Annotated in this window: 25 protein-coding genes; 9 read left to right on the forward strand and 16 right to left on the reverse strand. The window is 60.8% G+C overall.

Annotation, left to right across the window (positions count from 1 at the left end):
* Positions 1-29 precede the first annotated feature (29 nt).
* Positions 30-647, reverse strand: a complete 618-nt coding sequence (gene lolB / locus AB4O35_RS09670; protein WP_049710107.1) for a lipoprotein insertase outer membrane protein LolB — start codon at positions 645-647, stop codon at positions 30-32.
* A gap of 4 nt (positions 648-651) precedes the next feature.
* Positions 652-2376: a tetratricopeptide repeat protein gene (locus AB4O35_RS09675; RefSeq protein ID WP_065879659.1), complete on the reverse strand. Its 1725-nt coding sequence runs from the start codon at positions 2374-2376 to the stop codon at positions 652-654.
* Between the two features lie 183 nt (positions 2377-2559).
* On the opposite strand from AB4O35_RS09675, the gene hemA reads away from it, so the two are divergent.
* From hemA to AB4O35_RS09705, 6 genes are all read left to right on the forward strand, one after another.
* Positions 2560-3849: a glutamyl-tRNA reductase gene (hemA, locus tag AB4O35_RS09680; RefSeq protein ID WP_065875200.1), complete on the forward strand. Its 1290-nt coding sequence runs from the start codon at positions 2560-2562 to the stop codon at positions 3847-3849.
* Positions 3846-4928, forward strand: a complete 1083-nt coding sequence (gene prfA, locus AB4O35_RS09685) for a peptide chain release factor 1 (RefSeq protein WP_065879658.1) — start codon at positions 3846-3848, stop codon at positions 4926-4928. The genes hemA and prfA overlap by 4 nt, the downstream gene beginning before the upstream one ends.
* On the forward strand, positions 4929-5759 hold the full coding sequence (prmC, locus tag AB4O35_RS09690) for a peptide chain release factor N(5)-glutamine methyltransferase (protein ID WP_065875198.1): 831 nt from the start codon (positions 4929-4931) through the stop codon (positions 5757-5759).
* Complete coding sequence (locus AB4O35_RS09695; protein ID WP_065875197.1) at positions 5753-6508, forward strand: molybdopterin-synthase adenylyltransferase MoeB; 756 nt, start codon at positions 5753-5755, stop codon at positions 6506-6508. Before prmC ends, AB4O35_RS09695 begins: the two co-directional genes overlap by 7 nt.
* Entirely contained in the window at positions 6501-7301 is an 801-nt protein-coding gene (gene murI / locus AB4O35_RS09700) for a glutamate racemase (protein ID WP_065875196.1), read from the forward strand. Before AB4O35_RS09695 ends, murI begins: the two co-directional genes overlap by 8 nt.
* A gap of 113 nt (positions 7302-7414) precedes the next feature.
* The gene (locus AB4O35_RS09705; protein WP_065875195.1) at positions 7415-7933 is read left to right on the forward strand and encodes an acyloxyacyl hydrolase; all 519 of its coding nucleotides are present in this window, start codon (positions 7415-7417) and stop codon (positions 7931-7933) included.
* 77 nt (positions 7934-8010) lie between these two features.
* Here the strand turns inward: AB4O35_RS09705 and AB4O35_RS09710 are convergent, their stop codons facing one another.
* The 12 genes from AB4O35_RS09710 to AB4O35_RS09765 all read right to left on the reverse strand — a co-directional run bounded on the left by AB4O35_RS09710 (position 8011) and on the right by AB4O35_RS09765 (position 17995).
* A complete protein-coding gene (locus tag AB4O35_RS09710; RefSeq protein ID WP_065875194.1) occupies positions 8011-8316 on the reverse strand; it encodes a YkgJ family cysteine cluster protein in 306 nt (101 codons plus the stop codon).
* Between the two features lie 54 nt (positions 8317-8370).
* Positions 8371-8850 (reverse strand): DUF2878 domain-containing protein, encoded by a 480-nt coding sequence (locus tag AB4O35_RS09715; protein WP_065875193.1) that lies wholly within the window; start codon positions 8848-8850, stop codon positions 8371-8373.
* The gene (locus AB4O35_RS09720) at positions 8843-10114 is read right to left on the reverse strand and encodes an SAM-dependent methyltransferase (protein WP_065909054.1); all 1272 of its coding nucleotides are present in this window, start codon (positions 10112-10114) and stop codon (positions 8843-8845) included. The genes AB4O35_RS09715 and AB4O35_RS09720 overlap by 8 nt, the downstream gene beginning before the upstream one ends.
* Positions 10101-10910, reverse strand: coding sequence for a DUF1365 domain-containing protein (locus tag AB4O35_RS09725; RefSeq protein ID WP_065875191.1), 810 nt, complete (start codon positions 10908-10910; stop codon positions 10101-10103). Before AB4O35_RS09725 ends, AB4O35_RS09720 begins: the two co-directional genes overlap by 14 nt.
* Complete coding sequence (locus tag AB4O35_RS09730; RefSeq protein ID WP_065875190.1) at positions 10907-12154, reverse strand: NAD(P)/FAD-dependent oxidoreductase; 1248 nt, start codon at positions 12152-12154, stop codon at positions 10907-10909. The genes AB4O35_RS09725 and AB4O35_RS09730 overlap by 4 nt, the downstream gene beginning before the upstream one ends.
* Positions 12151-12933, reverse strand: a complete 783-nt coding sequence (locus AB4O35_RS09735) for an SDR family NAD(P)-dependent oxidoreductase (protein WP_065875189.1) — start codon at positions 12931-12933, stop codon at positions 12151-12153. The genes AB4O35_RS09730 and AB4O35_RS09735 overlap by 4 nt, the downstream gene beginning before the upstream one ends.
* A complete protein-coding gene (locus tag AB4O35_RS09740) occupies positions 12930-13352 on the reverse strand; it encodes a nuclear transport factor 2 family protein (RefSeq protein ID WP_065875188.1) in 423 nt (140 codons plus the stop codon). Before AB4O35_RS09740 ends, AB4O35_RS09735 begins: the two co-directional genes overlap by 4 nt.
* The gene (gene phrB, locus AB4O35_RS09745; RefSeq protein WP_065946193.1) at positions 13345-14790 is read right to left on the reverse strand and encodes a deoxyribodipyrimidine photo-lyase; all 1446 of its coding nucleotides are present in this window, start codon (positions 14788-14790) and stop codon (positions 13345-13347) included. Before phrB ends, AB4O35_RS09740 begins: the two co-directional genes overlap by 8 nt.
* Positions 14791-15720, reverse strand: a complete 930-nt coding sequence (locus AB4O35_RS09750) for a MerR family transcriptional regulator (RefSeq protein WP_065875186.1) — start codon at positions 15718-15720, stop codon at positions 14791-14793. It abuts the gene before it with no gap.
* Between the two features lie 3 nt (positions 15721-15723).
* Positions 15724-16683, reverse strand: a complete 960-nt coding sequence (locus AB4O35_RS09755) for a YbgA family protein (RefSeq protein WP_065875185.1) — start codon at positions 16681-16683, stop codon at positions 15724-15726.
* Positions 16684-16796: 113 nt separating this feature from the next.
* Positions 16797-17012 (reverse strand): TIGR02450 family Trp-rich protein, encoded by a 216-nt coding sequence (locus AB4O35_RS09760; RefSeq protein ID WP_049710090.1) that lies wholly within the window; start codon positions 17010-17012, stop codon positions 16797-16799.
* Entirely contained in the window at positions 17009-17995 is a 987-nt protein-coding gene (locus AB4O35_RS09765) for an NAD(P)/FAD-dependent oxidoreductase (protein ID WP_065879649.1), read from the reverse strand. Before AB4O35_RS09765 ends, AB4O35_RS09760 begins: the two co-directional genes overlap by 4 nt.
* A 210-nt stretch (positions 17996-18205) precedes the next feature.
* On the opposite strand from AB4O35_RS09765, the gene AB4O35_RS09770 reads away from it, so the two are divergent.
* Positions 18206-19105 carry a TIGR01777 family oxidoreductase gene (locus tag AB4O35_RS09770; protein WP_065875183.1) on the forward strand — a complete coding sequence of 300 codons (900 nt, stop codon included), beginning with the start codon at positions 18206-18208 and terminating at the stop codon, positions 19103-19105.
* Between the two features lie 14 nt (positions 19106-19119).
* A complete protein-coding gene (hemH, locus tag AB4O35_RS09775) occupies positions 19120-20145 on the forward strand; it encodes a ferrochelatase (RefSeq protein WP_065879648.1) in 1026 nt (341 codons plus the stop codon).
* 153 nt (positions 20146-20298) lie between these two features.
* Here hemH and AB4O35_RS09780 read toward each other — a convergent pair whose 3' ends face one another.
* Together AB4O35_RS09780 and algW are read right to left on the reverse strand one after the other, a co-directional pair.
* Positions 20299-22395, reverse strand: a complete 2097-nt coding sequence (locus AB4O35_RS09780; RefSeq protein WP_065946191.1) for a TonB-dependent siderophore receptor — start codon at positions 22393-22395, stop codon at positions 20299-20301.
* Between the two features lie 112 nt (positions 22396-22507).
* On the reverse strand, positions 22508-23662 hold the full coding sequence (gene algW / locus AB4O35_RS09785) for a Do family serine endopeptidase AlgW (protein WP_065875180.1): 1155 nt from the start codon (positions 23660-23662) through the stop codon (positions 22508-22510).
* 102 nt (positions 23663-23764) lie between these two features.
* Between algW and AB4O35_RS09790 the strand changes: the two genes are divergently transcribed.
* A complete protein-coding gene (locus AB4O35_RS09790; protein WP_065875179.1) occupies positions 23765-24523 on the forward strand; it encodes a Nif3-like dinuclear metal center hexameric protein in 759 nt (252 codons plus the stop codon).
* Positions 24524-24545 lie beyond the last annotated feature (22 nt).

Raw genomic sequence — 24545 nt, forward strand, 5'->3', positions numbered from 1 at the left:
AGGGCAAGGTCAGCGTTTGTACGGTCACGTTATTGCCCCAGCTTGCGCGGTTGCCAGTCCTTGATCACCAGCGTGACGTCAAGGTCGGTACCGTGCAGTTTGATGCGCTCGGGCAACCAGTAACCGCTTTGTTCTACGTAGCTTAGGTATTCGACTTGCCAGCCATCCTGTTCCAGGGTAGCCAGGCGGCTGTCGCCATTCAGGCTCAGACGGCTTTTGCTGTCAGGCGCTGGCAGGCCGCGTACCCACCATACCAGGTGGGAAACCGGCAGCTTCCAGCCAATCTGTTCTTCAAGCAGTACTTCCGGCGAGGTCGCCTCATAGCGCCCCTGGTTGGCCACTTCAAGGCTGACTTGCCCCGGTCTGCCGGTCAGGCGTGCGGCACCCCGGCCCAGCGGGCCGGAGAGACGAATGTCGTAGTAATCCTGGCGTTGCAGCCAGAACAACGTGCCGCTGCCGGAATCTTTGGGGGCGCGAACCCCGACTTTGCCTTCGATCTGCCAGCCATCGATGCTGCTGAGCTGGTCTTTGTGTTGTTTCCATTGCGCCGGGTTGCCCTGGCCCTCAACGGATTCACGGGCACCGAAACCCGCGCAACCGGCGAGCAGGGCGATAAAACTGAACACTACGATGTGGCGCAAGAACATAAGCTTAAAGGGTCTCGGAACCGGTCAGGCGCTTGATGGTGCTGCGCAGGATGGGGCTTTCGGGTTGTTCCTTGAGGAATTTTTCCCAGATTTGACGTGCTTCGCGCTGTTTGCCATTGGCCCACAGCACTTCGCCCAGGTGCGCGGCGACTTCCTGGTCGGGGAAGCGTTCCAGCGCCAGGCGCAGCAAGCGTTCGGCTTCGTCCAGGTTGCCCAGGCGGTAATTCACCCAGCCCAGGCTGTCGAGTACGGCCGGGTCTTCCGGGTTGAGCTTGTGGGCTTGTTCGATCAGTGCCTTGGCTTCGTCGTAACGCGTAGTACGGTCGGACAAGGTGTAGCCCAAGGCATTGAGGGCCATCGCATTGTCCGGGTCGCGCTTGATGATCAGGCGCAGGTCTTTTTCCATCTGCGCCAAGTCATTGCGTTTTTCCGCTTGCATGGCGCGGGTGTACAGCAGGTTCAAATCGTCAGGGAATTGCAGCAACGCTTGTTGCAGCAATTTCCAGGCGCGCTCACCCTGATTGTTGGCCGACAAAGTCTCGGCCTGGATCAGGTACAGCTGGATCGCATAGTCCGGCTCGGCATCGCGGGCGGCGGTCAGGCGTTTTTCCGCCTCATCGGTGCGGCCGTTGCTCATCAGGATATCGGCCTGGCGCAATTGGGCTGGCAGGTAGTCATTGCCGGGGCCGACCTGGGCATATTCGAGCAAGGCGGCCTGTGGGTCGTTGCGTTCTTCGGCGATACGGCCGAGGTTCAGGTGCGCCGAATCCACATGGCTTTCGCGCTGGATCAGCTCTTCCAGATAACCCTTGGCCTCGTCCCACGCCTTGGCTTCCAGGCATACCAGCGCCAGGGAGTAACGCAGCTCGTCGTCGTCCGGGTATTGCTGCACCAGGTTGGCGAACTGCACCTTGGCGTCTTCCATGCGGTCCTGTTCGACCAGCATGCGTGCGTAGGTCAGGCGCAGGCGCTTGTCATCCGGATACTTCTTGATACTTTTTTCCAGCAGAGGAATGGCTTCCTTGCCGCGATTGAGGTTCTGCAGCAGGCGTGCGCGCAGCAGGATCGGGGCGATTTCGCCTTCTTCCGGCGGGTTCTGCTCCAGCAGCTTCAGCGCTGCGTCGGCTTCGTCATCCTGTTGCAGCAACAAGGCCTTGCCGAAAACCAGCTGGCTGTTCTTTGGATGTTTTTGCAGCAGGCGGTCGAAACTCTTCATCAGGCCATTGCGCGTGTCCTGGTCGGTGTCGGCAGCTGACAGCGCGAGGAAGTCGAAATGGGTGTCGCCTTTGCCCTGCAGGACTTTCTCCATGTAGACCATGGAGTCGTCATAGCGCCCGGCGCGCGCCAGTTGGATCGCCGCGGCTCGCTGTGCTTCCAGATCGTCCGGTGCGTTTTTCGCCCAGATCAGCGACGTGTCCAGCGCAGCCTGGTCGGCGCCCAGGTACTCGGCGATGCGAAACGCCCGCTCGGAAATCCCCGGATCCTGGGTGTTGATGGCCTGGGTCACGTAATTGTCCAGCGCAATATCGAAGCGATTGCGCTGGCCGGCCAGCTCCGCGCTCAGCAGGCTGAACACCGTTTCTTCACTGAACGAGGAATAAACCTTGGGCTTTTCAGGGGCGGGGGTGCTGTCTTCTACGGGCGGTGTACCGTCCGGCGACACGGGTGCCATGGCCTGGCAGCCGCTGAGGAAGACAAAAGCAAGGAGCAACGCGGAAGATCTATTCATATAGGAAGAGGACGACTAACCTGCGGTCGGATCATCATGACACAAGCCTTCGGCCAAACATAACCGAGACTCAGCGGACGCCTTTCATAGGCACAACATATAGGGACAATAGACGACGGTGGTTGTTCTGAATCTTTCGAAGTAGGACAATTGTCGGCTTCCCGACATCATCAGCGATCTTGAATGGCCTTCCTCGCACTCGGTATTAACCACAAGACTGCCTCCGTAGACGTGCGCGAGCGCGTGGCGTTTACGCCAGAGCAGTTGGTTGAGGCCTTGCAGCAGCTCTGCCGGCTCACCGACAGTCGCGAAGCTGCGATCCTTTCAACCTGCAATCGCACCGAGCTTTATATAGAGCAGGAACATCTTTCAGCGGATGTAGTGCTGCGCTGGCTGGCCGATTTTCACCATTTGAGCCTCGATGACCTGCGTGCCTGCGCTTATGTGCATGAAGAGGATGCGGCAGTTCGTCACATGATGCGTGTGGCGTCCGGTCTCGATTCGCTGGTGTTGGGTGAACCGCAGATCCTCGGCCAGATGAAGTCCGCCTACGCCGTAGCGCGCGAGGCCGGAACCGTCGGCCCGCTGCTGGGGCGCTTGTTCCAGGCCACGTTCAATTCCGCCAAGCAGGTACGCACCGACACCGCCATTGGTGAAAACCCGGTGTCCGTGGCGTTTGCTGCGGTCAGCCTGGCCAAGCAGATTTTCAGTGATTTGCAACGCAGCCAGGCCTTGTTGATCGGCGCGGGGGAGACCATTACCCTGGTCGCCCGTCACCTGCATGACCTGGGGGTCAAGCGGATCGTGGTCGCCAACCGCACGCTTGAGCGCGCCAGCATCCTCGCCGAACAGTTCGGCGCGCATGCCGTGTTGCTGTCTGACATCCCGGCCGAACTGGTGCGCAGCGATATCGTCATCAGCTCTACCGCCAGCCAGTTGCCGATCCTTGGCAAGGGCGCGGTCGAAAGCGCATTGAAGCTGCGCAAGCACAAACCGATCTTTATGGTGGATATCGCCGTTCCCCGCGATATCGAACCCGAAGTCGGCGAGTTGGACGACGTTTACCTCTATAGCGTTGACGATCTGCACGAAGTGGTCGCCGAAAATCTCAAGAGCCGCCAGGGTGCAGCCCAGGCTGCTGAGGAAATGGTCAGCACCGGCGCCGAAGATTTCATGGTGCGCCTGCGTGAATTGGCGGCGGTGGATGTGCTCAAGGCGTATCGTCAGCAAGGCGAACGCCTGCGCGACGAGGAGCTGGTCAAAGCCCAGCGCTTGCTGGCCAATGGCAGCAGCGCTGAAGAGGTGCTGATGCAACTGGCCCGGGGCCTCACCAACAAGTTGCTCCACGCCCCCAGCGTACAATTAAAAAAGCTTACTGCCGAAGGCCGCCTCGATGCGCTGGCCATGGCCCAGGAACTCTTTGCCCTCGGTGAGGGCGCGTCAGAAAGCTCTTCGGATAAAAAACCGCAATGAAAGCGTCACTGCTCAATAAACTGGACGTGCTCCAGGACCGTTTCGAAGAACTGACCGCCTTGCTCGGCGATGGCGAGGTCATTTCCGATCAGACCAAGTTCCGCGCCTATTCCAAGGAATACGCCGAAGTTGAGCCGGTTGTGGCCACCTATAAAAACTTGCTGAAAGTGCAGGCCGATCTTGAAGGCGCCCAGGCGCTGCTCAAGGACAGCGACCCGGACATGCGTGAAATGGCCGTGGAGGAGGTCCGCGAGGCCAAGGAAAAGCTGGCCGAGCTGGAAGTCGACCTGCAGCGCATGTTGCTGCCCAAGGACCCGAACGATGGGCGCAACGTGTTCCTTGAAATCCGTGCCGGCACTGGCGGTGACGAGGCGGCGATCTTTTCCGGCGACCTGTTCCGCATGTATTCGCGTTATGCCGAGCGTCGCGGCTGGCGGGTCGAAATCCTCTCCGAGAACGAAGGTGAACACGGCGGCTATAAAGAAGTCATCGCGCGGGTTGAAGGCGATAACGTCTACGGAAAGCTCAAGTTTGAGTCCGGTGCACACCGCGTGCAGCGCGTTCCGGCGACTGAATCCCAAGGCCGCATCCACACCTCGGCGTGCACCGTCGCCGTGTTGCCTGAGCCGGACGAGCAGGAAGCCATCGAGATCAACCCGGCTGACTTGCGTGTCGATACTTACCGCTCGTCGGGCGCCGGTGGTCAGCACGTCAACAAGACTGATTCGGCGATCCGTATCACCCACTTGCCGTCGGGTATCGTGGTTGAGTGCCAGGAAGAGCGTTCCCAGCATAAAAACCGTGCGCGGGCGATGTCGTGGCTGTCGGCCAAGCTCAATGACCAGCAGACCAGCGCCGCCGCGAACGCGATTGCCAGCGAGCGCAAGTTGCTCGTGGGTTCGGGCGACCGTTCCGAGCGTATCCGTACCTACAACTTTGCCCAGGGCCGGGTCACCGACCACCGGGTTAACCTCACCCTTTATTCCCTTGACGAAATTCTCGCGGGTGGCGTCGACGCGGTGATCGAGCCGTTACTCGCCGAGTATCAGGCCGATCAATTAGCGGCGATAGGTGAATAAATGACCATCATTGCCAGCCTGCTGCGCGCCGCTGATCTGCCCGACTCGCCCACCGCGCGCCTGGATGCCGAATTGCTGCTGGCGGCTGCGCTGGGCAAGTCCCGCAGCTACCTGCACACCTGGCCGGAAAAAATTGTCAGCAGTGAAGACGCGTTGACCTTTGCCGGCTACCTGCAACGCCGTCGCGGCGGTGAGCCGGTGGCGTATATCCTCGGCCAGCAAGGCTTCTGGAAGCTGGACCTGGAGGTCGCGCCGCACACGCTGATCCCGCGTCCGGACACCGAACTGCTGGTGGAAGCCGCCCTGGAATTGTTGCCAGCCACGCCCGCCAAGGTCCTCGACCTGGGGACCGGCAGCGGGGCCATCGCGTTAGCCCTGGCCAGCGAGCGCCCAGCCTGGCAGATCACCGCTGTCGACCGTGTATTGGAAGCTGTGGCCCTGGCCGAGCGCAATCGCCAGCGCCTGCACCTCGATAACGCAGCGGTGCTGAACAGCCACTGGTTCAGCGCGTTGCAGGGTCATACCTATGACCTGATCATCAGTAACCCGCCGTATATTGCCGACAATGATCCACACCTGGTGGCCGGTGACGTGCGCTTCGAGCCGGCCAGCGCATTGGTGGCCGGTCATGATGGCTTGGACGACCTGCGCTTGATCATCAAAGAAGCCCCCGCTCACCTGAACGTCGGTGGCCGGCTGTTGCTGGAGCACGGTTACGACCAGGCCCCGGCTGTGCGCGATCTGCTGCTGAGTGAAGGCTTTGAAGAGGTACACAGCCGTATCGATCTCGGCGGACACGAGCGCATCACGCTGGGACGCCGGCCGTGCTGACCGATCAGGAGCTGTTGCGCTATAGCCGACAGATTCTGTTGCAACATGTCGACATCGACGGCCAGTTGCGCCTGAAAAACGGCCGTGCATTGATCGTGGGGCTTGGTGGCCTGGGCGCACCCGTTGCGCTTTACCTGGCGGCCGCGGGCGTGGGCGAGTTGCATCTGGCGGACTTCGACACGGTCGACCTGACCAACCTGCAACGCCAGATTATCCATGACACCGACAGCGTCGGGCAGACCAAGGTCGATTCAGCCCTGCGCCGCCTGAGCGCCATCAACCCCGAAATCAAGCTGATTGCCCACCGCACGGCGCTGGATGCCGACTCCTTGGCTGCCGCGGTAGGTGCGGTCGATGTTGTGCTCGATTGCAGCGACAACTTCTCCACGCGCGAGGCGGTCAACGCTGCTTGCGTTGCCGCCGGAAAGCCATTGATCAGCGGCGCGGCGATTCGCCTTGAAGGCCAATTGTCTGTGTTCGACCCGCGTCGCGCCGAAAGCCCGTGTTACCACTGTTTATATGGGCACGGCAGCGACACCGAACTTACCTGCAGCGAAGCCGGCGTGGCCGGCCCGCTGGTGGGGGTGGTGGGCAGCCTGCAGGCGCTGGAGGCCTTGAAGCTGCTGGCCGGTTTCGGCGAACCCTTGGTAGGCCGCCTGTTGCTTATCGATGCCTTGACCACGCGTTTTCGCGAGCTACGCGTCAAGCGTGACCCTGGCTGCAGCGTGTGCGGGACCCAACATGGTTAAGGGCGCGCCAATCGGTGTGTTCGATTCCGGTGTTGGCGGCTTGTCGGTACTGGCCGAAATCCAGCAATTGCTGCCCCATGAGTCGCTGCTGTACGTGGCCGACTGCGGGCATATCCCCTATGGCGAGAAAACCCCGGCGTTTATTCGTGAGCGCTCGCGGCAGGTCGCGGCGTTTCTCCGCGACAAGGGCGCCAAGGCATTTGTGATTGCCTGCAACACCGCGACCGTCGCGGCCGTCGCCGACTTGCGCCAGGACTATCCCGACTGGCCACTGGTGGGCATGGAGCCCGCTGTCAAACCTGCTGCCGCCGCCACCCGCAGCGGCGTGGTCGGTGTGCTTGCCACCACCGGCACGCTGCAAAGCGCCAAGTTCGCTGCGCTGCTGGACCGCTTCGCCACTGATGTTCGGGTCATCACCCAACCCTGCCCGGGCCTGGTGGAGCTGATTGAAACCGGCGACCTGAACAGCCCCGCCCTGCGCCAGTTATTGCAGGGTTACATCGAACCGCTGCTCAGCGCCGGTTGCGACACCATCATCCTCGGCTGCACCCACTATCCCTTCCTCAAGCCGCTCCTGGCGCAGATGCTGCCCCCCAGCATCATCCTTATCGACACCGGTGCCGCCGTGGCCCGCCAGCTCAAGCGTTTACTGAGTGAGCGCGATCTTCTGGCCGTCGGCGACCCTGAACCTGCACCTGCACAGTTCTGGACCAGTGGCGATCTGCAACATTTCAGAAACATCCTACCTACACTATGGAAATCTTCCGGAAATGTGAGTAATTTCAGTTTGTGAAAAAATCGTGAAAAAATCACGGTTTTTGACTGAACTTCTGCATTAATGGCGACTTCTATAGCACGTTAGCCTGTACATAAAATCTTACAACGTCGTTTGAAGGGATGTTTCATATGAAGCGTTTTCTCTGTTTGGCTGCGCTTGCGGCCGCGGTAATGGGGCACTCTTTTTCGGCGCAAGCCGCCGGGTTGGAGTTTGGTCTGGGGGCAACCAGTGATTCAACGCTGACCTATCGGTTGGGGTTGACGTCGGATTGGGACAAGAGCTGGATGCAGAGCGATACCGGTCGCCTGACGGGCTATTGGAGCGGCGCTTACACTTACTGGGAAGGTGACGATCGCGCTGGCGCCAGTAGCCTGTCGTTCTCGCCCGTGTTTGTGTATGAGTTTGCCGGGCAGTCGGTCAAACCCTACATCGAAGCCGGGATCGGCGTAGCGGTGTTCTCCCGTACCAAGTTGGAAGACAACAACATTGGCCAGGCCTTTCAGTTCGAAGACCGCCTGGGTTTTGGTCTGCGGTTTACCGGTGGGCATGAAGTGGGCATTCGTGCCACGCACTATTCCAACGCCGGGATCAGCAGCAATAACGATGGGGTAGAGAGCTACTCGCTGCATTACACCATGCCGCTGTAGTCTTCAGGCCGCTGAAGATATCCCCTGTGGGAGCGAGCAAGCCCGCTCCCACATTTAGATCCCCACTCATTTCACGATCAGCGATACGCCGTCGCAATCCCTTCGCGTTCGGTCAAGCACTCCGGAGCGCCCATCTCGAACTCCCGGCAAATCAACGGCCGTCGCTCATAGATCGTGCACATCATCGTGTCCCGATCCAGCGCTGCGCACCAGCCGTCGTCCAGGCGCAGCATCACTTCGCCGCCCCAATCGTCGGTATCGATATAGCGCTCCGGCACGCCGGTGTCGGTAATCAGCATGACTTCCAGCTGGCAGCAGCAGGCCGCGCACGTCGAGCAGGTGACGGCGGGTTCAGCGATTTGGGTGTGGGGGATGTTGGTCATAGGTGCGCAGTGTAAGGCAAGCGGGTCACGCAGATGTGAAACGGCTGACGGACGTCAACGCGCCAAACGGTGTAACCCCACGAAAACCAAGGCCCACAACAGCGCCAACGCAATCAGGGTGGGCGCCACACTAAAACCAAACTGCACGCCCGCCAATTGGCTGCCTGCGTAATAAGAGAGCGGCCCGCCCCCTGCACCGAGCACGGCCGCCCGCCACCAGGGGCGTGCACTCCAGGCCAGGCAGTGGCGCAATGTGGTGGCCAGCAGGGCCCATAGCATGATTAGCCAGAGGGGAATCAGCGGGCCAGGCTCAGTAAACTGAAATACCCCCAGCGCGCGCAACGCGGTATCCAGTAGTGTGCCCAGGATTGTAACGCTGAGGATCAGCTTGCCCTCACTGGCCCATGAACTTATCCACAGCAGATGAATGCCCAATACAGCCAGCCCTACCAGTAACCATAAGCTGTCACCGCCGAGCACGCAGGCGAACCAGCCGCACTGAAAAAGCACGGCATTGGCCAATGTCTTAAGCACTGAAGCGTCCGAGCAGCGGCGGGTTAATCGCTGACGGTTTGGCCAGCAGCAATTGCGCCGTGCCAATGGTGCGCTCCATAAAGCCGCCTTCGCAGTAACACAGGTAAAACTCCCACAGCCGCAGGAAGTATTCGTCGTAGCCCAATTCGGCGAGGCGGCCATGGGCGCGGCGAAAATTCTCATGCCACAGGCGCAAGGTTCGCGCGTAGTGCAGGCCGAAATCCTCCATGTGCAGCAGGTTCATATCGGTGTCTCGGCTGACGATGTGCAGCATGTTTTGCACACTGGGCAAAGCGCCGCCGGGGAAGATATAGCGCTGGATGAAATCCACGCTGCGCTTGGCCTGTTCAAAGCGTTGCTCACGAATGGTGATGGCTTGCAGCAACATCAGGCCGTCACTTTTGAGCAGGTGCGCGCACTGTTTGAAGTAGGTCGGCAGAAAACGATGGCCCACTGCTTCGATCATCTCGATGGACACCAGCTTGTCGTACTGGCCGGTCAGGTCGCGGTAGTCCTTCAGCAACAGGGTGACCTGGCTTTGCAGCCCCAGGGCCTCTATGCGTTTTTCGGTGTAGGCAAACTGTTCCTTGGACAAGGTCGTGGTGGTGACCTTGCAACCGTAATGCTGCGCCGCATACAGCGCCATGCTGCCCCAGCCGGTGCCGATTTCTAGCAGGTGGTCGCTGGGTTTGAGCGCAAGCTTCTGGCAGATGCGCTCAAGCTTGTTCAGTTGTGCTTGCTCCAGGGTGTCGTCGGGGGTCAGGAATTGCGCCGCCGAGTACATCATGGTGGGGTCGAGGAATTCTTCGAACAGGTCGTTGCCGAGGTCGTAATGGGCGGCGATGTTTTTTTGCGAACCCTTGCGTGTGTTGCGATTGAGCCAGTGCAGGCCCTGGGTGAACGGCCGGGCCAAGCGTGCCAGGCCGCCTTCCATCGCATCCAGCACATCCAGGTTGCTGACCATCACGCGCACCACGGCGGTCAGGTCCGGGCTGCTCCAGTAACCGTGAATAAATGCCTCGCCAGCGCCAATAGAACCGCTGGCCGCCACCAGGCCCCACACGGCGGGGTCGAGGATCTGGATCTCCCCCAACAAGTGCGCTTCGCGTGCGCCGAATACTTGCCGCTCGCCATCCTCGATCACCACCAATTGGCCATGGCGCAATTGGCTGAGTTGGCGCAGCACGCCTTTGCGCAACAGTGCGGTGGTCATGCCGTTGACGTTCAGGCGGTTGGCCTTGACCGATACGTTAGGGGATTTCATGGCGGCGATCCTTGGAATAACCGACTGCGGTGCGGGAGGCGCCATCGGCGGCCCGGTGGGGAAAAATCGGTGTGCGTTTGAGCAACAGGCGCATGGCTTGCCAGTAGATCGCCAAGCAAGTCTTGGCAGTCATCCAGGGGAAGCGCCATAGGTATCGATGCAAACTGGTGCGGTTCAGCGTTTCCTTGTGCAGGCTCAAGGTGGCGTCGAACACTTTCAACTCGCCCTGCCAGTCGGCCATGTGCACGCCGAGTTTGTCGGCGGGTGGGCTGAAGCTCATGCGGTATTCCAGGTCGCGCGGCAAAAACGGCGACACATGGAAGGCCTTGGCCACGGCGAAGTGCTGGTGTTCATCCGCGCCGAGGGCCTGGGCGGGCAGCACGTAGTGATAGCGCTCGCGCCATGGGGTGTTGGTCACTTCACACAGGATCGCGGCCAGACGTCCGTCGGCCTCGAAGCAGTAGAAGAAACTCACAGGGTTAAAAGCCAGGCCCCAACTGCGGGCCTGGGTCAGTAGGCAGATAACGCCCTGGGGCGTACGCCCCAGCGCCTTGCCGACTTCCTGGCGCACGGCATCGCTCAAGCTCATGCCGGTACGCGTCAATTCACGCAGGTAATCCTGTTGGCGAAAACCAAAGGGCGCCAGCCAGCTGCGCCCGGCCAAGGGCGACAGCCCTAGCACTTCGTGTTCTTCGCTCAGATCCAGGTACAACAGGCCGATGCGGTAGCGAAAGGCGTGGGCCTTGGGCGCAAATCGGCGATGGGCAATCCAGCCGCTGTACAGGGCGCTGTTCACAGGGTTTCCCCAAACGCTTGGGCCACGCGCAAGGCGCTGACCACGCCGTCTTCGTGGAAACCGTTGGCCCAGTAGGCACCGCAATAGAAGGTGTTACGCACGCCAGACACTTCTTCCCAACGGCCTTGGGCCGCGACCGCTGCCAGGCTGTATTGCGGATGGGCGTAGGTGTAGCGGGCCAGCACCTTCAGCGGGTTGATCATCGACGTCTGGTTCAGGCTCACGCAAAAGGTCGTGGCGCTGTCGATGCCTTGCAGGATGTTCATGTCATAAGTCACCGCCGCCGGCGCCTGCCCATTGCCGGTCAGCCGATAATTCCAGCTGGCCCAGGCCAGTTTGCGGTCGGGAAGCAGGCGGGTGTCGGTGTGCAGTACCACTTCGTTATCGGCATAAGGCAGGGCGCCGAGGACCGCTTGTTCGGCTGGGCTTGGATCGGCCAGCAGCGCCAGGGCCTGGTCGCTGTGGCAGGCGAAGACCACCCGATCAAATGCCTCGCTGCCGGCCGGGCTGTGGATAACCACGCCGTCGTCGGTACGCTCAACGTTATGCACAGGGCAATTGAGGCGGATCTGTTCGCGGAAGCTGCGGGTCAGCGGTTCGATATAACGGCTGGAGCCTCCCTCGATCACGCACCATTGCGGGCGGTTACTCACCGAGAGCAAGCCGTGATTCTTGAAGAAGCGCACAAAGAACTGCAACGGGAAGCCAAGCATGTCGGCCAGGGACATCGACCAGATCGCCGCGCCCATGGGCACGATGTAGTGCCGGATAAACCGCTCGCCGTAGTGACCGGCGTTGAGATAGTCACCCAGGGTCATTTCGGCGCTGATGCGTTGGTCTTGCAGGTCCAGCGGTGCCTGGCGATTGAAGCGCAAGATGTCGCGCAACATGCCCCAGAAGCCCGGCGAAAGGATATTGCGACGCTGGGCAAACAGGCTGTTGAGGTTGTTGCCGTTGTACTCGAACCCCGTCTGCTCATCGCACACCGAAAAGCTCATCTCGGTGGGCTTGAACGTTACTCCTATCTGCCCCAGCAGGCGGATGAAGTTGGGGTAGGTCCAGTCGTTAAACACGATGAAGCCGGTGTCTACCGCGTAGCTTTTGCCCTCGACGGTCACGTTGACCGTGTGGGTATGCCCGCCAATACGGTCACTCGCTTCGAACAGCGTAATTTCATGCTGGCGGCTGAGCAGGTAAGCACTGGTCAGTCCCGCGATGCCGCTGCCGATGATGGCGATCTTCACAGGTCGTCCTTTTTCGGCGGCGGGCTGCGCAACATGCGTTTACCGATGATCAGCTGCGCGCGGTTTGGCAGTTTCGACAGCGGCCAGAGGGTGGCGATAAACAGTGCAGGAAAGGCGATTTCCAGCGGGCGTTTTTCCAGCTTGGCGAAGATGTGCCGCGCGGCTTTGTCCGCCGACCAACTGAGGGGCATGGGGAAGTCGTTGCGTTCGGTCAGCGGCGTGTCGACAAAGCCTGGGCTGATCACGGTAACGTCGATGTTTTCCGGCGAAAGGCTGATGCGCAGGGCCTCGAACAGGTAGCGCAAGCCGGCCTTGGACGCGCCATAGGCTTCGGCGCGAGGCATCGGCAGATAAGTCACGGCGCTGGCGACACCCACCAAGTGGGGGGTGCGCCCGGCCCGCAAAAGCGGCAGGGCTGCTTCGATGCAATAGCTGCTCGCCAGCAGGTTGGTGCGCACCACGTGCTCGATGATCGATGAATCAAACTGCTTGGCGTCCACATATTCACAGGTGCCGGCATTGAGGATCACCGTGTCCAGGGAACCCCAGACCACGCCGATGTGCTCGCCGATCTCGCGCACGGTCTGGCTGTTGGTCAGGTCGCCGGCCACCACCAGCACTTGGCCGGGGTAACGTTGCGCGAGCGCTTCCAAAGGCCCCTTGGTGCGGGAGCTGAGTGCGACGTGGGCGCCGCTGTTGAGCAACTCCACGGCCAGCGCGGCACCGATACCACTGCTGGCGCCGGTCAGCCAATAACGACGGGGCGGTACTGCGTTCATCCCACTCTCCTTTTCAGCCAACTCACGACGCTGCCCAGCACGGGCACGTGTTCGTACAGCATGGCGCCGGCATCGAAATAGTCACGGTGGCGGTACACCTTGTCACGCCACATCAAGTGCGAGCAGCCTTCCACGCGAATCACCTTGCCGTTGGCCAGGCGCGGGTGGCTGAAACTCATCTTCCAGCGCAGGTAACCTTCGCCTTCGGCCACTTGGTCGAAACCGTGGAAGTCGAAGCGTAGCTGGCTGACGTTGCTGTACAACTCGCCGAAGTAGCGGTGCAGGGCGGGCAGCCCATGCACTTCGTGGAGCGGGTCGGTAAAGGCGATGTCCTTGCTGTACAAGCTGTCGAGCAGGTGCAGGTTGTGCTTGTCCAGCGTGGCGAAGGCCTGGGCGAAGCGTCGCAGGAAGTCACTCATATTCACCCCCTGCGGCTTGTCGCGAGGGCAGGCTGCGGAAAGCGGCCAGGGCGCGTTCGCGGGATTTCTTCAGGTCGACAATCGAGCGTGGGTAGTCGGCCACGCCGAACAAACCACCGGCGGCTTCGGGGTTGTGCACATCCTTTTTATTCAGCGTGGCGAGTTCCGGCAGCCAGTGCTTGATAAAGACGCCTTCGCTGTCGAATTTTTCCGACTGGCTCAGAGGGCTGAAAATCCGGAAGTACGGCGCCGAGTCGGTGCCGGTGGATGAGCTCCACTGCCAGCCGCCGTTGTTGGCGGCCAGGTCGCCATCGATCAGGTGACGCATGAAGAAGCGCTCGCCTTCACGCCAGTCGATCAGCAGGTTCTTGGTCAGGAACATCGCCACGACCATACGCAGGCGGTTGTGCATCCAGCCGGTCTCCAGCAGTTGGCGCATGGCGGCGTCGATGATCGGCAGGCCGGTGCGCGCTTCCTGCCACGCGGCGAGATCCTTGGGCGCGTTGCGCCAGGCCACGGCTTCGGTTTCGGGGCGGAACGCACGGTGGCGCGACACCCGTGGGTAACCCACCAGGATGTGCTTGTAGAACTCGCGCCACAGCAATTCATTGATCCAGGTGATGGCGCCCATGTCGCCACTCTCGAACTCGCCACCGTTGGTTTGTAACGCGGCGTGCAGGCATTGGCGCGGCGAAATGACCCCCGCCGCGAGGTAGGCAGAGAGCTGGCTGGTGCCGGGCTTGGCCGGGAAGTCACGCTCGTCCTTGTAGTAGCTGATCTGCTGGTCGGCGAAGGCGTCGAGGCGGCGCCGGGCTTCGTCTTCACAGGCGGGCCAGAGGGCGCGCAGCGTGTCGCTGGGCGGCTCGAAACCTTCGACCGTCTTCGGGATGGGGTCGCTTTTCAGCTTGAGCGCAGCCTGGGCCTTTGGCGCTGCCACCATCTGCGGTAACGCGCTGTGCAGGCGGGTGTAGCAGACCTTGCGGAACTGGCTGTAGACCTGAAAGTAAGTGCCGGTCTTGGTGAGCACACTGCCAGGCTGGAAGAACAGTTGATCCAGATAGCTGTGGAAAGTGACGCCTGCCGCTTGCAATGCCTTGGACACTGCCGCATCGCGACGGCTTTCATGAATGCCGTATTCCTCGTTGACGTGCACCGACTCCACCGAGAGTTCGCGGCACAGCATGCTCAGCACGCTGGGCGCCTGGTCCCAGGTGGCTGCGGTGCGAATCAGCAGGGGAATGTTCAACTCGCCCAGCGTTTTACTAAGCGCCTGCAGGTTGCGCAGCCAGAAATCCACTTTGCACGGCGCATCGTCGTGGGCCAGCCACTGCTCGGGTGTAATCAGATACACGGCCGCCATCGGACCCCGCTGGCTCGCGGCGGTCAGGGCGGTGTTGTCGTGTAGGCGCAAGTCGGTGCGCAGCCAGATCAGATGCATTTAAAGAAGTCCACGCTGGATCAGTAGCTGATGGGCCGACAACGGCTCTTCGGCGACGAGCAACTCAGGGATGTCATGGGTTAATACCGCCAACTCCGCCTGGTGGATGCACACCGTTGGTCCGACGATCAACTTAGGGCAACTGATGCCGCCCAGCAGCTTCGCGAACGTCGACAACTGCAGCGCCTTGCTCGAATACAGCAACACGGCGCGCGGTCGCAGGTGTTCCACCGCCAGGGCCAGCTCGCCGACGGGCAGTGGCCAATCGAACACTTCCACCGGGCAGTCGGCACTGCTGGCCAGCCAGGCGCTGAGCCACAAATGCGGTTCCAGCGGCAGGGCGGACTGGTTGACCAGCAGCAATGGCGCACCCTGCAATTGGCGATTGTTGTGGTAGATGCGCGCACCAAACTTGCTGCGCAGCCAGGACAAGAAAAATACCCGTTCCATCTGCGCGCCGAATTGACCTTGCCAACGCTGTTCCAGCTCCTGCAACAGCGGTAACAGCAGTTGCTCGCACAAGGTGCGTGGCGGGTACAGTGCCATGGCCTGGTTGAAGGCGTCGTCGACCCGGCGCTCAGTCAATTCACTGATTGCGTGCACCAGGTTCTGGCGCAGGGTTTGCCATTCATTTTCCACGGCATCGGGACTGGCCTGGGCGGAGTCGATCAGGCCTTTGACTTGGCTGACCGGCACGCCACGATTGAGCCAGGTGAGAATGGTGTGGATGCGTTGCACATGCTCGGCGCTGAACAGCCGGTGGCCCTTGGGCGTGCGCTGAGGCACGATCAGGCCGTAGCGGCGCTCCCAGGCGCGAAGGGTCACGGCATTGACGCCGGTCTGGCGCGCCACTTCGCGGATCGGCAGCCAGCCGTCCTGGAGGGCTTGGGCGATGTCTTCGCCGGGTTCGTCTAGCAGGGCAGCTCTCATGGTCTAGATCGCATTTCGCAGGCTGAGGTTTTCCGGGTGCGGTTGCAGGTAGGCCTGCTGAGCGATGTAGCGGTCCGGGTGTTGGCGAAAGTGGTGCTTTAGCAGGGTCAACGGCACCACCAACGGTACGATGCCGTGGCGGTATTGGCCGATGACGGTTTGCATTTCCTGTTTGTCATCGGCGCTGATGGCCTGCTTGAGGTAGCCGCTGATGTGTTGCAACACATTGGTGTGGGTGCCACGGGTCGCGCATTTGCTCAGGCCGGTCATCAGGTCGCTGAAGTAACAGCTGGCCAATTCGTCGAGGTTGGCGCCCTTGGTCATGCTGCCCAGCAGGTGCCCAAGGCTTTTGTAATGCGCCGGGCTGTGGGCCATCAACAAGTATTTATAGCGCGAATGGAAGGCCAGCAAACGGTGGCGGGTCAGACCTTCGGCCAGCAGTTGTTGCCAACTGGCGTAGACGAACACACGGGCCAGGAAATTTTCCCGCAGCACGGGATCATTCAGCCGACCGTCTTCTTCCACCGGCAGGTCGGGGTGGCGTGCACAAAATGCCTGTGCGTAGATGCCACGCCCGCCGCCGTCCACCGGGGTGCCGTTGTCGCGGTACACCTTGACCCGCTCCAGGCCACAGGACGGCGACTTCTGCATAAAGATGTAGCCACACAGGTCGGTGTGTTCCGCGGCCATTTGCTGGCCGTAGTCGTCCAGCGGTTGGGTCACGTTCAGTGCGCGATTAACGGTGCCGACGGCTTCCGGATGGGCCGGGTCGCCCACCAGGCGGATCGGTTCGCGGGGGATCCCCAGGCCGATCGCCACTTCAGGGCACAACGGCACAAAGTCGAAATAGTCAGCGAGGGTCTGACTGCACAGCAGCGATTGTTTATGGCCGCCGTTGAAGCGCACGTTTTCGCCCAACAGGCAGGCGCTGATGGCGATCTTCGGTTTGGTGGTGCTGGACATAAACCAACCCTCTGCAAGATTCCTGTACAAGATATAAATCTTGTACAACTAAATTTCATCATAGGTTCGATGCTGTACAAGTACAAATTATTTGTACAAGTTTCGCGTGCGGTCTATTTCCAGCCGATTTTCCAGGCGTCGATATCTTGCAGGGTTTGCCAGGGCAGGCGTTCGCTGCGCCGGGTCATGACGGCTTGCAGTTCGATTTCCAGTACGGTGCCCTCATCGTCGCGAAACAACTCGGTGACCAGAAAGTGTTTTTCTTTGTTTCGGGGGCGCGCTGCTGTCCACTTCGACAGCAGCAATTTGGCGGGATTGATACGGTTCATTGCAGGTGTTCGATCAAGCGTCGCGCGGCTTCCTGGCCGCTGAGCCATGCGCCCTCGACGCGGCCCGACAGGCACCAGTCGCCACACACATACAGGCCCAGGTCTGCATCCGCCAGCACGCCGAATTCGTGGCTGCTGGACGGTCGTGCGTAGAGCCAGCGGTGCGCCAGGCTGAACGACGGCGCGGGCATGGCACTGTGCAACAGTTCGGCGAAAGCACCGTGCAGGTGCTCGATCACGTCCTCTTTGGACAGGTCCAGGTGGGCCTTGCTCCAGGCACTGGTGGCGTGCAGTACCCAGGTGTCGAGTGTGGCGTCGCGCCCTGGTTTGCTGCGGTTGCGCGCCAGCCAATCGAGGGGGCTGTCTTGTACAAAGCAGCCTTCCATGGGCGTATCCAGGGGTTTGTCGAACGCCAGGGCGATGGCCCAGGTCGGGTCCATTTTCACCCCGGCGGCGGCGCTCGCCAGCTTGGGAGCGGCGGCCAGCAGCGCGGTGGCTTGCGGAGCCGGGGTGGCGATGATCACGTGGCTGAACGGGCCGTGGTTCTCGCCGTCGGCGTCCAACAGGTTCCAGTGTTGTTTGCCCTGGAACACTTCGGTGATGCGGCAACCAAACTCCACCGGCAGGTCGTCGAGCAGCGCGCGGGTGATCGCGCTCATGCGGGGTGTGCCGACCCAGCGGATCTGTTCATCGGGGGAGGGTGTGAGTTGGCCGGACTTGAAGTTGTACAGCTGGGGCTTCCATTGCTCGGCCCAACCGTTACTTTGCCAGCGCTGGACTTCGTTGACGAAGCGCCGGTCGCGGGCGGTGAAGTACTGCGCACCCATGTCCAGGGCACCGGCATCGCTGCGCTTGCTGGACATGCGGCCACCGCTGCCGCGGCTTTTATCGAAGAGTTGCACAACGTGCCCCGCGTCTTGTAACGCTCGGGCGGCGGAGAGACCGGCGATGCCGGTGCCGATGATCGCGATGGGAACAGTCATGGGAGGCCTCGTTTTACCGTTGGGTACAGACTACGCCGACACCAATAGCTGTACAATATTGTTTTTTGGTATAAGTTTTGGCTTACCTGTTCTTACGGCGTGACCTATGGTTAAACCAGAGGCTTAATCCAACGTTACGCCCGTTCAAATTGATCCCTGCTTATAAAATAGACCAGTGATCGGCGGCGAACGTTACATGAGGAGCGTCCCATGCATATTTTGCTGACCGGCGGTACTGGCCTGATCGGCCGCCAACTCTGCCAACACTGGCTTGCACAGGGCCATCGCCTGACCGTGTGGAGTCGTCATCCGGACCAGGTCGCCAAGTTATGTGGCGACCAAGTGTCTGGGGTTGGTCGCCTGCAAGAGGTTATCGGCCCGGTGGATGCGGTCATTAATCTCGCCGGCGCCGCCATCGCCGATCGCCCCTGGACCCACAAGCGCAAGGCGTTGCTGTGGAGCAGTCGTATCAGCCTCACCGAAACCTTGCTGGCGTGGCTTGAAGGCCTGGCGCAAAAACCAGCGGTGTTGATTTCCGGTTCGGCGGTGGGCTGGTATGGCGATGGCGGTGAACGCGAATTGACCGAAGCCAGCGGCCCGGTGCAGGACGATTTCCCCAGCCAGCTGTGCATCGCCTGGGAAGAAACCGCCCAGCGCGCTGAAGCCTTGGGCATTCGCGTAGTGCTGGTGCGTACCGGGCTGGTGCTGGCGGCTGAGGGCGGCTTTTTGTCGCGGCTGTTGCTGCCGTTCAAACTGGCGCTGGGCGGGCCTATCGGTAATGGTCGGCAGTGGATGCCGTGGGTCCATATAAAGGATCAAATCGCCCTGATTGATTTTCTTCTGCACAAGCCTGACGCGAGCGGTCCTTATAATGCCTGCGCGCCACACCCGGTGCGCAATCGCGAGTTTGCGAAAACCCTGGGCCAGGTGCTGCACCGCCCGGCGTTCATGCCGATGCCGGCCTTTGCGTTGAAGGTGGGCCTGGGCGAGTTGTCCGGCCTGTTGCTGGGTGGGCAGAAGGCGGTGCCCGAACGGTTACTGGCCGCTGGTTTCACTTTCCAGTTCACTGAGTTGCGCGCGGCTTTGGACGACTTGTCCAGCCGCCTCTAGAGATAGGATGTTGCATGACGGATCACGCGTTGTTACTGGTCAATCTGGGCTCGCCAAAGTCCACTTCGGTGGCCGATGTGCGCAGCTACCTCAATCAGTTCCTGATGGACCCTTATGTGATCGACCTGCCGTGGCCGGTGCGGCGCTTGCTGGTGTCGCTGATCCTGATCAAGCGCCCCGAGCAGTCGGCGCACGCCTACGCCTCCATCTGGTGGGACGAGGGCTCGCCGCTGGTGGTGCTCAGCCGCCGTCTGCAACAGCAGATGACCACGCAGTGGACCCAAGGCCCGGTGGAGTTGGCGATGCGCTACGGCGAGCCGTCCATTGAAACGGTGCTGACGCGCCTCGCCGCCCAAGGCATCCGCAAAGTGACCTTGGCGCCGTTGTATCCGCAGTTTGCCGACAGCACCGTGACCACGGTGATTGAAGAGGCCAAGCGGGTTGTGCGCGATAAAAAGTTGGACGTGCAATTCTCGATCTTGCCGCCGTTCTACGATCAGCCGGAATACCTTGATGCTCTCGCGGCGAGCGTCCGCTCCTATGTGGAGCAGGATTACGATCACCTGCTGCTGAGTTTCCACGGCCTGCCTGAGCGCCATCTGACCAAGCTCGACCCGACGGGCCAGCATTGCTTCAAGGACGCCGATTGCTGCAAGAACGCATCGGCTGAGGTGCTGAAGACGTGCTACCGCGCGCAATGCTTCAGCGTCGCCCGCGATTTCGCCGAACGGCTGGGCTTGCCGGAGGGCAAATGGTCGGTGGCCTTCCAATCGCGCCTGGGCCGGGCGAAGTGGATCGAACCCTACACCGAAGCGCGCCTGGAAGCCTTGGCCCAGCAAGGTGTGAAAAAGCTGCTGGTGATGTGCCCAGCGTTTGTCGCCGATTGCATCGAGACGCTGGAAGAGATCGGCGATCGCGGGCTGGAGCAGTTCCGCGAGGCCGGGGGCGAGGAGTTGGTGCTGGTACCGTGCTTGAATGATGATCCGCGGTGGGCGAAGGCGCTCAATACCTTGTGTGAAAGAGCCCCGGTTGCGCTGTAACTGAACCTGACGCGGTCTAAGTGTGGGAGCGGCGGTGCGACGATTCGACTTGCTCGCGAATGCTGTGCTTCAGTTACAGATGTGTTGACTGACACACCGCATTCGCGAGCAAGTCGAATCGTCGCACCGCCGCTCCCACATTTTTTACCGTGTTTACAGGTTAAGGGTCAGGCTAACCGTGAGATTGCGCGGTTCACCGGGGTTGATCCAATAGCTGCTGTAGGACCGCTCGTAGTACTTTTCATCAAACAAGTTGTTGAGGTTCAAGCCCACGGTGACGTTCTTCGTAGCCTTGTAATGGGCCAGCAAATCGACGGTGTGGTAGGCGGGTAGCTCGAAACGCGTACCTGCCTCACCAGAGCGATCCCCTACATAAGTGAACGCCGCACCAAGGTCCGAACCCCGCAACGCGCCATCCTGAAACTCATACACCCCCAACAAACTGCCGCTGCGCTTGGCCACGCCGAGAATCCGGCTGCCGGCTGGAATGGCTTTGTCGCCCTTGGTGACTTCGGCGTCGATGTAGGCAAAGGCGCCGATCACGCGTACGGCATCGGTCACCTGCCCGGTCAGTTGCAGGTCAAGGCCCTGGCTGCGCGCTTTGCCCATGGCGCGATTCAGGTTGGTGGCAGGGTCCAGGGCCAGCACGTTTTCCTTTTCGATATGGAACGCGGCGAGGGTGGCGCTGAGGCGGTCGTCGAACAGCTCGCTCTTGATCCCCACTTCATAACCCACGCCTTCTTCCGGCTTGAAGGTTCTGCCGTTGGCATCCAGGCCGCTGTTGGGTTTGAACGAGGTAGAGGCGTTGGCGAACACGCCGACTTCGGGCGTTAGCTGGTAGAGCAGGCCAGCGCGTTGGGTAAATGCGTCGTGGGTTTGCCGGCTCTTGGCGTGATTGCGTGTGAAGTCGTCGGTGCTTTGTTCGAAATGCTCGAAGCGCGCGCCAACCATACCGCGCAAGCGATCGGTGAAGATGATCTGATCTTGCAGGTTCAATGCCTGGCTTTTGGTCTGCTCGAAGAAGTCGGTGCCGGAGCGCACGCCGTTGGGTTTGGCCTTGCCGTAGACCGGGTTATAGATATCGATGGCATAGTCGCTGCCGCCGATAGCCGTCACGCGCTCCTTCTTGCGGTAGTCCTCGTATTCAGTGCCGACCAGCAGCTCATGCTGCCAGCTGCCAATGTCGAACAACCCACGCAGTTCAAGCTGGGTAATGCTGTCGTGCCAACCCATGGAGCGTTCGCGATAGCGGCGGTTGATAGTGTGGCCGTCGGGATTCAGTGTGCGGTTTTCCGAAGCGTCGCCCCACAGGCTGCCTTGTTTGTAGTGGCTGGCCAGGCGCAGTTTCCAGGCATCGCTGAGGTGATGTTCCAGCGTGGCCTGGATGCGGTTGTTGTGGTTGTCGATGTCGCCATCGTTGGGCTCGCCGAGGAAGGTGGAGCGTGATACGCCACTGGCGTCGACGATGCCGCGGTCGAAGGTAGAGCTGTGGCGGACGAATTCGCTTTCCACCAGCAAGCTCGTGTCCGGGTCCAGTTGCCAACTGAACGAGGGCGCGACGAATACCCGCTTGCTCTGCACGTGATCGCGGAAGCTGTGGTTGTCTTCCACGGCCAGGTTGACCCGCGATAGCACGTTGGCTTCGCTGTCCAGCGGGGTGTTCACATCCACGGCGGTGCGGTAGCGGTCCCAACTGCCGGCGCTGGTTTGCACGGTGGTGAAGGCTTCCGGTTGGGGCTTCTTGGTGACGATATTCACTGTGCCGCCGGGGTCGCCACGCCCATACAGGCTGGCGGCGGGACCCTTGAGCACTTCAATGCGTTCGATATTGGCCGTATCCGGTGTGCTCGGGTAGCCGCGATTGGCGCTGAAGCCGTCCTGGTAGAACTCTGACGTGGTGAAGCCGCGCACGCTGTATTCGTAGAGGGTGAGGCCGCCGAAGTTGTTTTGCTTGGACACGCCGCCGGCGAATTCCAAGGCGCGTTCCACGTTGTTACTGCCCAGGTCCTTGAGCACTGTGGCGGGAATCACACTGATGGATTGTGGGATGTCACGAATGGCAGTGTCGGTTTTTGTCGCGCTGGCGGAGCGGGTGGCGCGGTAGCCTTTGACCGGGCCGGTGGCGGATTCATAGGCGTCGGTGGTGACACTGATGGTGTCGAGTTCCAGGGTGTTTTCTTCAGCGAAAGCGGGGTCGAGCAGCAAGCCTAAGGCCAGGCCAGCCAAGGGCACGATTTTTCGAGACGGCATGATAGAGCGTTCCAATAGCGATATTGAAACAATATAACATGACCAATGAGAATGGATTGCTTTGAAACATAAGCTTACAGGTGCCCGCGAACGGACACCCGGATGAGTCGGCTTATTCCTCTTCTTTAACCGGCGCGGGCGGTGGGCGCAGGCCTATTTCTGCCAGCAGCTTGATCTCTTTGCCGTTGCGCATCACCTGGATCGCCACCTTGTCGGTCGGTTTGATCCGCGCGACCTGGTTCATCGACTTGCGGCCATCGCCTGCCGGTTCGCCGTTGATGCTGAGGATCACATCGCCCAGCTGCAGGCCGGCTTTCTGCGCCGGGCCATCGCGGAAGATCCCCGCGACCACGATGCCTGGGCGCCCGGTCAAGCCAAACGACTCGGCCAGTTCCTTGGTCAATGGCTGTACTTCAATGCCCAACCACCCGCGAATCACTTGGCCGTGTTCGATGATTGACTTCATCACTTCCATCGCCAGCTTCACCGGGATCGCAAACCCGATGCCCTGTGAACCGCCAGACTTGGAGAAAATCGCCGTGTTGATGCCGGTCAGGTTGCCATTGGCATCCACCAGTGCACCGCCGGAGTTGCCCGGGTTGATCGCGGCGTCGGTCTGGATGAAGTCTTCGTAACTGTTAAGCCCCAACTGGTTTCGCCCGGTGGCGCTGATAATGCCCATGGTCACGGTCTGGCCCACCCCGAACGGGTTGCCGATGGCCAGCGCCACGTCACCTACCCGCAAGCCGTCGGAACGGCCGAGGGTGATGGAGGGCAGGCTTTTCAAATCGATCTTCAGGACCGCGAGGTCGGTTTCCGGGTCGCTGCCCACCACGCGCGCCAGGGTTTCACGGCCGTCACGCAGGGCCACGACGATCTGGTCGGCGCCGGTGGTCACGTGGTTGTTGGTGAGGATGTAGCCTTCCGGGCTCATGATCACCCCGGAACCCAGGCTGGATTCCATGCGGCGTTGCTTGGGCCCGTTGTCACCGAAATAGCGGCGGAACTGTGGGTCTTCAAACAGTGGATGCGCCGGTTTGTTGATGACCTTGGTGGTGTACAGGTTAACCACGGCAGGGGCGGCAATAACCACCGCATCGGCATAAGTCACCGGACCTTGCACAACCGCGTTGGTTTGCGGCGCCTGTTGCAGGTTCACATCAAGGCTGGGTAGACCCACCAGCTCGGGGAAACGCTGAATAATCAGCATCGCGATCAGCACGCCAGCCAACAATGGCCATCCAAAAAAACGCAGCGCCTTGAGCATCAAGTAAGTCCTGACAGGTTGCAGGGGGCGGGAGAGCGCCCATAATGTCGCGCATTATACGAGGCTGCGAGCGCCTTCGAACGGGATATTTAGGAGTCTTTTATGGCCGTCCCCCTTACCACCCTCGTCGAGGAAGCAGACCGCTACCTCGGCAGCGCAAAAATTGCCGATTATTGCCCCAATGGCCTCCAGGTCGAGGGCCGCCCGCAGGTGATGCGCATCGTCAGCGGCGTGACCGCAAGCCAAGCCCTGCTGGACGCGGCGGTCGAAGCCCAAGCCGACCTGATCCTGGTGCATCACGGCTATTTCTGGAAAGGCGAAAACCCTTGTATCACCGGCATGAAACAGCGCCGCTTGAAGACGCTGCTCAAGCACGATATCAGCCTGTTGGCCTACCACCTGCCACTGGACCTGCACCCCGACGTCGGCAACAACGTGCAGTTGGCGCGTCAGCTCGACATCACCGTCGAAGGCCCACTGGACCCGAACAACCCCAAAGTCGTCGGCCTGGTCGGCTCCCTTGCCGAGCCCCTGTCGGCCCGCGACTTTGCCCGCCGGGTGCAAGAAGTCATGGGGCGCGAGCCGCTGTTGATCGAAGGCAGCGAAATGATCCGCCGCGTCGGCTGGTGCACCGGTGGTGGCCAGGGCTATATCGACAACGCGATTGCTGTCGGCGTCGATCTGTTCCTGAGCGGCGAGGCCTCGGAACAAACCTTCCACAGCGCCCGCGAAAACGACATCAGCTTCATCGCCGCGGGCCACCATGCGACTGAGCGCTATGGTGTACAGGCGCTGGGCGATTACCTGGCGCGGCGCTTCGCGTTGGAACATCTCTTCATCGATTGCCCCAATCCGATCTGAAGAATGCCGCTAAACAAATGTG

It is taken from the genome of Pseudomonas sp. H1_A03 (genome assembly GCF_054685145.1).

Bases quoted from the DNA above. Each gene is read 5' to 3' on its own strand.
- lolB (WP_049710107.1), bottom strand. From the start codon at position 647: ATGTTCTTGCGCCACATCGTAGTGTTCAGTTTTATCGCCCTGCTCGCC.
- AB4O35_RS09675 (WP_065879659.1), bottom strand. From the start codon at position 2,376: ATGAATAGATCTTCCGCGTTGCTCCTTGCTTTTGTCTTCCTCAGCGGC.
- hemA (WP_065875200.1), top strand. From the start codon at position 2,560: ATGGCCTTCCTCGCACTCGGTATTAACCACAAGACTGCCTCCGTAGAC.
- prfA (WP_065879658.1), top strand. From the start codon at position 3,846: ATGAAAGCGTCACTGCTCAATAAACTGGACGTGCTCCAGGACCGTTTC.
- prmC (WP_065875198.1), top strand. From the start codon at position 4,929: ATGACCATCATTGCCAGCCTGCTGCGCGCCGCTGATCTGCCCGACTCG.
- murI (WP_065875196.1), top strand. From the start codon at position 6,501: ATGGTTAAGGGCGCGCCAATCGGTGTGTTCGATTCCGGTGTTGGCGGC.
- AB4O35_RS09705 (WP_065875195.1), top strand. From the start codon at position 7,415: ATGAAGCGTTTTCTCTGTTTGGCTGCGCTTGCGGCCGCGGTAATGGGG.
- AB4O35_RS09710 (WP_065875194.1), bottom strand. From the start codon at position 8,316: ATGACCAACATCCCCCACACCCAAATCGCTGAACCCGCCGTCACCTGC.
- AB4O35_RS09720 (WP_065909054.1), bottom strand. From the start codon at position 10,114: ATGAAATCCCCTAACGTATCGGTCAAGGCCAACCGCCTGAACGTCAAC.
- AB4O35_RS09735 (WP_065875189.1), bottom strand. From the start codon at position 12,933: ATGAACGCAGTACCGCCCCGTCGTTATTGGCTGACCGGCGCCAGCAGT.
- AB4O35_RS09740 (WP_065875188.1), bottom strand. From the start codon at position 13,352: ATGAGTGACTTCCTGCGACGCTTCGCCCAGGCCTTCGCCACGCTGGAC.
- phrB (WP_065946193.1), bottom strand. From the start codon at position 14,790: ATGCATCTGATCTGGCTGCGCACCGACTTGCGCCTACACGACAACACC.
- AB4O35_RS09750 (WP_065875186.1), bottom strand. From the start codon at position 15,720: ATGAGAGCTGCCCTGCTAGACGAACCCGGCGAAGACATCGCCCAAGCC.
- AB4O35_RS09755 (WP_065875185.1), bottom strand. From the start codon at position 16,683: ATGTCCAGCACCACCAAACCGAAGATCGCCATCAGCGCCTGCCTGTTG.
- AB4O35_RS09760 (WP_049710090.1), bottom strand. From the start codon at position 17,012: ATGAACCGTATCAATCCCGCCAAATTGCTGCTGTCGAAGTGGACAGCA.
- AB4O35_RS09765 (WP_065879649.1), bottom strand. From the start codon at position 17,995: ATGACTGTTCCCATCGCGATCATCGGCACCGGCATCGCCGGTCTCTCC.
- AB4O35_RS09770 (WP_065875183.1), top strand. From the start codon at position 18,206: ATGCATATTTTGCTGACCGGCGGTACTGGCCTGATCGGCCGCCAACTC.
- hemH (WP_065879648.1), top strand. From the start codon at position 19,120: ATGACGGATCACGCGTTGTTACTGGTCAATCTGGGCTCGCCAAAGTCC.
- AB4O35_RS09780 (WP_065946191.1), bottom strand. From the start codon at position 22,395: ATGCCGTCTCGAAAAATCGTGCCCTTGGCTGGCCTGGCCTTAGGCTTG.
- algW (WP_065875180.1), bottom strand. From the start codon at position 23,662: ATGCTCAAGGCGCTGCGTTTTTTTGGATGGCCATTGTTGGCTGGCGTG.
- AB4O35_RS09790 (WP_065875179.1), top strand. From the start codon at position 23,765: ATGGCCGTCCCCCTTACCACCCTCGTCGAGGAAGCAGACCGCTACCTC.